Source organism: Candidatus Bathyarchaeota archaeon (genome assembly GCA_029882535.1).
Taxonomy (GTDB): domain Archaea; phylum Thermoproteota; class Bathyarchaeia; order Bathyarchaeales; family SOJC01; genus JAOUKM01.
In genome coordinates this window covers 1-6,853 of the sequence record JAOUKM010000052.1, presented here as the reverse complement: position 1 = coordinate 6,853, position 6,853 = coordinate 1, and the positions used below count along the sequence as shown (strand labels likewise).

The window sequence follows — 6,853 nt, the reverse complement described above, 5'->3', positions numbered from 1 at the left end:
TATAGGCTTGAAGACTTTGTTTTGAAGGTGTTATCCTGCCAAACTGAAATAGGCGCGCGCATTCTGCCAACTCATACAAACAAGAGAGAGAAGTTGTGAACAAGTAACTCAGGGAACGTGGTCTTGATTGATTGGTCAGTTTCTTTTGGCTTTTAGAGAAGCTCTAGAAGCAGCCTTGATTACAGCTATGATCATGGCATATTTGGCAAGAACAAATAGAAACCAATTGGTACGTTATGCTTGGTACGGTGTCTCCCTTGCAGTTGCATCAAGCCTTGCCTCCGGAACCTTCATATGGTTCATATATGGCGGCCTTTCTGGAGCCATGAAGGCTTTGTTTGAGGGAAGTGCTGCCCTTCTAGCAGTTTTCGTTCTATCATCTATGATTTATTGGATGGCTAGCAAAGGAAAGGAACTAAGAAAAGAAGTAGAGAAACGAGTGAAAGAGATTGTAACTCGAGGTGCGACTCTAGCTTTAACTTCCTTTTCGTTCATTGTAGTTTTTAGGGAGGGGCTTGAAACCGTTCTTTTCCTGACTCCTTTCTTAGTAGATGATGCTGGAGGTACACTAGTCGGAGCCTTTCTTGGAATAACAGTGGCATTAGTTCTAGCTTATGCAATATTCATTCTAGGTATGAAAATCAATATACGAAAATTTTTCTATTTTACTAGCATATTGATGGTACTCTTGGCAGGGGGACTAGCGGGTTATGGGGTTCACGAGCTGGTAGAGTACGCTGAAGATACTAGGATGGAAACAGGCTGGCTCGGTGAGTATGCTTATAGCTTGGATATACCGTCAGAAAGTCCATTTCATCATAAAGGAATAGTTGGATCAGTATTTGCTGTGATGTTTGGATATACTGTGGAAGCTGAATGGTTAAGAGTGATAGTTCATCTTACATATTTAGCCATAACACTTCCGCTAATAGTTTGGGTCTACGAAAAAGACATCAAAGATGAAGAACCTAGAGAAACCCGACAAAAAAGTGGATAGATTTGAATCCTACCATAGTGGAGACATCCTCCACAAACGCGCGTGCGGGTTATCACCCGAAGTCACGTGTTAAGCACGGCAGTTTGTGATTGATATACCATTTAGTATTGGAAAAAGGTGTATTTCAGCGTTAGTTCTTCTTGCACGCGTATAATAAAAGTTAACAGCTTCTATTTAGACTCGAACAATCTAGTGGCGGGTCCGTGGGTACTCGATATGGATTTGTAGCGGGGCCTTCCTCAGAAGCTTACACACCAATGACGAGCGCGCGCTCTCTGTCTAGAGCTGGCAGGGTTTAGCGATAATCTCCTTGATAACCATGTCAAAGAGTCTACGTGAGTTTGCAGACTTGATGACAACAGCAGTATCTGCACCCCTTCCTGAACCAGCAATCGCTATCACGTCTTTATCTGCAGGAACTACTCCAGCATCCGTGGCCATCGCAACGATCTCAACTGCTACTTTCGTTCCCTGACCAAACATCCTCAATGTCTGCGCTATAATGCCCACAGGAAACATCGTATCAAACTTGGCCTGTATAGCCCTATTTACTCCCGAGAAAGCATGCGTAGCTATCACTATTTTGCCTCCACCCGCTCTAATCTTCTCTTGAATTTCGTTGCTAAGTTCTTGTACGTCGGGTTCCTTGAGACCCGTAACATGGGGTACTACTACTACGCTGTTACCCTTGAAAACCTCGAGTGCTTTAACCGCTGTATTGCCTCTTGTGCTGGCCACTACTATATGCTTAATGCCAAGCTCATCAGCACGAATCTTCGCTTCTTTAAGCGTTTCATCTGTATTAACCTCTCCCGGACCAGGGAAGTATAGAACAGACTTTTTCAAATACAAACACCAACACATAGAATGTGACACATACTTATATCGATTCACCGTATGCATGCGTCCACTGTGAGGAGGGATTCAAATCCCACCCACCCAACCCTCACCCAACCCAACCTATACGTCTTTTTCTGTGGGAGTATGACTGTCTTGGGCTTCTTTTGGTGGATGAACAGCTTATGCAATTCCAAAAATCTTCGCGCGCTTTTCTGTTTTAGACCTGTAGATGTTGGAAGAACACTAGGTGTGTTAAAAAATCCACGATGTTAATGATTTATCCTTCATCTAGTCTTTTGACTCTTCAGCTTTTTCCAACAAATCAAGCAGCAGATTGCGCGCTACTATTTGTCATTAACACTGTTATCTATGGCGATTACGAATCCGAGGAGTAGCCTCTTGTCGTAGTTAGGGTCTGAAACCTTGATGGCGTATGTGTCTGAAAAGTCGAAGAGGCCCCCTAACACCAAGTCCTTGAAGAAGTCGCTTTTACCTATTTTCGCCTTCAATTCGCCATCCATGTCTTTTACGTCAAAGCTCTTTCCCAAGAAGTTACCTTTAGCTTCAAGAAGCTTTCGACCTTCGTTGTCTTCCAGCCAGAGTTTCGGACGGAACAGCGTTAAAATCTTCCGATTTGTTCGTCCCAGCAAATGCCCTTTGGCATCTTTTATCATATATGATGGCCGCATAGAAACCAATTTCTTATTAATCGTAAAAACTTGAGACCCATCAATATCAGACACTTCAGTCAGCGCCCTCATCGATATAACGCGTCTATGCATCTTCCCAACTGCTTTACCATCTTGGTTGAAGATATCACCACCTCCCCAATCCCACCACTTCTCCTTGAGCACGTAATAATTCAATTCGGGACTAAGAAGCCCAACATCCACAACAACGTCCACTTTTGCCATATCGACATTTACGTTCAAATCAGAATTCATCTCAGCATACCAACCTGTTTTCCTTTCAAAGTCGCAAAGCTAGTTGTATATAGTTAACAAAATAGTTTATGAAGGCAGAATCCATCTTTTTTGACAAGCGCACACAGATAAATTATGGTAGATATTCGCTGATAATTCCAATCTTATCTGAACGCGCAAAGAGCTAGTTAAAAACCGTAGAAATCAGCTAGAATCCTGCTTTTATCAAGTTGCGAGGCTTCATAAATTCCCGCAAGATAACAGTTGCGTAACAGCCACGATGCAGAGTAAAGCTAATTCTTAGTTTCTTCTTGCCAGAATTTAACTCGTCTTTGAATGGTTTTTCTACGTTAAGATTCATTATCGGCGTCACAACTGCTCGAAGTTCGCCAGCTGCACTCATCTCTGGCATAGAGGAAACGTAGAAGTCAGTTTGGGTTATCTTTTCGCCGTCAAGTATGGATTGTTCTATTTCGCCTTGCACGCCTTCTGAAGGGGCTTGTTTGAAACCGATTAAGGGAATTGCGACGTACATCTCTCCCTTTTTCACAGTCTTACGCAGATCTTCAATCTTCTCGGAAGTGGCTTTTACGTAACTGCTGGTTGGCAAGCCGTGGCTATCTGTTTTCACAACATAGTCGCCGACTTGCGGTTCGTTAGCCAGAATTTTACGCATTAAACGTTGGCTGAGAAAACGGTTGAAGAGATATGACTGGTATGCCTGAAGAAAGAGACTGCACAAACGTTTTGGTAGTCTTCTGAAAGCACCTACGTACTCTTTCGGATGCTTTGCCAAGTGGGACAACATTAATCGCTCATACAACAACCATCGCGGAAAACGGTTAAGCGCTTCTTCGAAATCTTCAGTTTCCAGCAGTCTCTGCCTCGCTTGATTTGATTGAGGATGCTCGTAAGGACTTGGCTTGGCGAGAAACAGTAGCGCTGCCTTCTCTAAATCATTTCGTGCCAAGGCTTTTCCAACCAAATGCGTAATAGGACGGATCGTGCCGAAACGTTGATGCCCAAAAAAGTTTGAAACACCGCCTAAGACGCGTAGCTCGCTTACTATATTAGACGTTCTTTCTTGAATAACCGCCGCACTGCGACTAATGCCTCTTACTGTTAATTGGAAAACGTTGCCGAATGACATGTGAGGAAAAATCATGTTCGGCGAATAGCAGAGAGGATACACGTGGATGCCGTCTACACGTATGCGTTTCAGCTGTCTCAACCTTATGTTTTCTATGCTAATGTGCTGAGCAGTCACGGCTTTTTTGTCTTTTATTCCTGCAATCCGCACGCGGCGCTCACTAATCCCCAATTGCTTAGCGATCTTTCTTGCAGCCAGCAACGTATCCCAGTTTCGTTTGACAAGCAAACAAATCAGGTAACGTCCTTCACCTGTCAATTGGGAAGGTAATTTTGGCTCCAATTCTGCTTTTAATCCATCAAGAAGAGCCTCTTCAACCCTAAAGTCTTCGGGTTTTTGCCGTATTACGCCACCTACACCACGAGTTTTAGTGACAAAAGTTTCAATGCCTAACTGCTTTTCAATAGATGCAACTCTCAAGATTAGCCCTGCTCAAAGAAGCGGTAATTTCCCAGTTATTTTGTCAATTTGTATGCTAGGCGCTGGACCTATACCTAGGCACGTTACAGTACTTGGCGGCAACTGTGTTAAGCCTCGGTCTGTAATGAGGCTGTAGGGAAGCTTCATCTGTGATGCTTCTTTTTGAAGCTCTAATAGTTCGGCTAGGTTTTTTACTTTTACAGCTACTTTGCATTGTCCTTCTTTCAGCCATGCTTGCCACCATTCTGGGTGCTTCTTTTTAGCCTCTTCCGAGGCGGAAACCGCTGCATGGCCAACTTGTGCGGCAAGCTTTCCTTTGCTCATCTTCAAATCTGTTCGTACTGCTATTACCTGTTTGTACTTGAACTCCTCTTGCGACATCCAATACACGCTCTGTGTTCAGTTGTGTTCGAGGTTAAAGAACTTTATAGATGTGTTTAGAGGAACGAAGCTATTAAGAAATATAACGTTGCCGCCAAAATTCTTGGACTCTTAGCTATACGAATTAGTGAAGTACCTTGAAAGTCAATATCCCTTACGTTTTTCAAGCTTTCATCTAACCTCAACCGCATACAAAGAGCTATAAATTGGTCAAGTTGCTTGTCTGAGAAACCGTTAAGCATAAGCCTCAGACGTTTCATCGTCATCATGTCGAAGCCCACCTTCTTTTTCCATCGACGCTCATACTCCGACAGAAAATTTGCTGAAGAGTCTCTGTAGTGGACAGCATGGGCAGCAGTCTTGCCTGCAATTTTTGCGCATGTTAACCCCATGATAATCCCTCCGCCTGTAGTAGGCTTAACATGTGAAGCAGCATCCCCAACAACCAGCAACCCATCATGAAACGTTCTAGGAATTGGCCCGCCTAACGAAATGGGATGGTAAACAAGGCTTGTGACAGTGCTTCTTCCAAGTCTTTGGCGAGCAATTGGATTGTGGCGGACAAAATGGCGTAAACAATCACGCGGATTACCTTTTTCTGTTCCCAAGCCAACTTTCGCTGTACCATCACGTCGTGGAACTATCCAAGCGAAAAAGCTAGGAGCAAAGCGGCGACTCAGAAATACTTCAACTGTGTCGTTGTCAATATTGTCTATCTTGTCAACTTCCGCTTGCACCCCATTAACTATCATATGACGATTAAGTGAAGGTAGCCCTGCTCGTTTCAGAAGACTGGAGGACACGCCTTCCGCGTCAATCACAACCTTGGACACAAGCTTTTTGGTTCTTTTCTTTCCCTTGACGATAACGCCTCTAACCGTTTCTTTTTCAATAAAAAGAGAATCAACGCAGGTGTTATCGAGAATTTTCACACCAGCCTTTAAAGCCATGCTATAAAGATGCTGATCGAAAAGCTCCCTGTTAACAACACAAGTCACCGGAGAGGAAAATCGAACTGAAAATCGGTAGCCAGAAGGAGAATAGAAGGTTGCTGATTTAATCTCGTTCTCAAAGACGTTTTTAGGCAAACGGAGATTGAAGCGTCTTATGCCATTGAAGCTTACGTGACCTGTGCAGTGTGAAGGAACACCAATTTTGTCGTGTTCTTCGCAAATAATGACTTGAGCACTTAGTTTCGCCGCCTGCAAGGCAGAAAAAGAACCGGCGGGACCAGCACCGACAACTATTACATCAGCGTTCACTAGAATCACGTCTGTTGTTTTCAAGTTTCAGTTATTTACGTTTTCGTTTAATTTCAGAAGCCAAAAAAAAAGAAAAAAGAGAGGATGAAAAAATGGTGCTTTTAAATTTTCTTTTTGCTTAATGCTTTACGGAAGGCCTTTCCACATTTAGGACAATCGAAAAGCCCGATTTCAAGTTCAAGTCTTTTACCACTTCTGTCTGGTCGCCCTGCCATCTTCCAAGTCTTTCTGGGCCTAGAGATGTCTTTTCCACATTTTGGACATTTAGCCATACATATCATCCCTTCCATCATACATACGTATATGAATAAATAATTTTCCATACGAAAGAGCTTTCAACTGTGGAAATGACTGTTTTGAACAGCAGTAGAAAGCTTCGGAGGAATAAGGGATCATGTTGCTGAGAGATGAAGTGTTGCAAATGATAAGCAGTGGGAAACGCAGACTCGGCATCGAAGATGTGGCTTTTGAAGTAAGATACGCCGAGAAAACGGGTAAAATTGGAAAACGAGCGGAAATCTTCATTTGGTCTAATGACCGAGCAGAAATAGTGCTGTATGGGGGTGCAACGCTTTTCAGCGTACGCCATGAACTTTGTCACGTAAAACTGTTCAGAATAGGGCTTCCTTTGACGAATACTGAAAGGGATCTTGAATTGTTTCCCGATTCAGACGACTATATGCGGATGGTAGTTATCGTTGAATGGTATATTAATGAGCTTCAAAAAAGGGTATTTCACGAATATTATGCGATTGATGAAGCTGGCACTCCGCGCCCGCCCCCTTTTCAGGGGTTGCCAGAACTTCCGAAGGATAAATTTACCGCTAAACAAATTGAACGCATAATTAAAATTGCAAGAGGAAAAGACGAAGGCAGTAAT

Annotated in this window: 8 protein-coding genes; 2 read left to right on the top strand and 6 right to left on the bottom strand. The window is 43.3% G+C overall.

The genetic code is table 11. From position 1 onward, the window contains the following. Positions 1-127 precede the first annotated feature (127 nt). Entirely contained in the window at positions 128-997 is an 870-nt protein-coding gene (locus OEX01_09100) for an FTR1 family protein (protein ID MDH5449138.1), read from the top strand. 279 nt (positions 998-1,276) lie between these two features. Here the strand turns inward: OEX01_09100 and OEX01_09095 are convergent, their stop codons facing one another. The 6 genes from OEX01_09095 to OEX01_09070 all read right to left on the bottom strand — a co-directional run bounded on the left by OEX01_09095 (position 1,277) and on the right by OEX01_09070 (position 6,245). Continuing rightward, entirely contained in the window at positions 1,277-1,861 is a 585-nt protein-coding gene (locus OEX01_09095; GenBank protein ID MDH5449137.1) for a hypothetical protein, read from the bottom strand. Between the two features lie 320 nt (positions 1,862-2,181). Next, a complete protein-coding gene (locus OEX01_09090) occupies positions 2,182-2,781 on the bottom strand; it encodes an LURP-one-related family protein (protein MDH5449136.1) in 600 nt (199 codons plus the stop codon). Between the two features lie 187 nt (positions 2,782-2,968). Further along, a complete protein-coding gene (truD, locus tag OEX01_09085) occupies positions 2,969-4,330 on the bottom strand; it encodes a tRNA pseudouridine(13) synthase TruD (GenBank protein ID MDH5449135.1) in 1,362 nt (453 codons plus the stop codon). Positions 4,331-4,342: 12 nt separating this feature from the next. Then, the gene (gene pth2, locus OEX01_09080; GenBank protein MDH5449134.1) at positions 4,343-4,711 is read right to left on the bottom strand and encodes a peptidyl-tRNA hydrolase Pth2; all 369 of its coding nucleotides are present in this window, start codon (positions 4,709-4,711) and stop codon (positions 4,343-4,345) included. 56 nt (positions 4,712-4,767) lie between these two features. Then, complete coding sequence (locus OEX01_09075; protein MDH5449133.1) at positions 4,768-5,997, bottom strand: NAD(P)/FAD-dependent oxidoreductase; 1,230 nt, start codon at positions 5,995-5,997, stop codon at positions 4,768-4,770. 77 nt (positions 5,998-6,074) lie between these two features. Next, complete coding sequence (locus OEX01_09070) at positions 6,075-6,245, bottom strand: chorismate-binding protein (GenBank protein ID MDH5449132.1); 171 nt, start codon at positions 6,243-6,245, stop codon at positions 6,075-6,077. Positions 6,246-6,367: 122 nt separating this feature from the next. On the opposite strand from OEX01_09070, the gene OEX01_09065 reads away from it, so the two are divergent. Beyond that, a partial coding sequence (locus OEX01_09065; protein ID MDH5449131.1) for a hypothetical protein occupies positions 6,368-6,853 on the top strand: 486 nt, incomplete at its 3' end.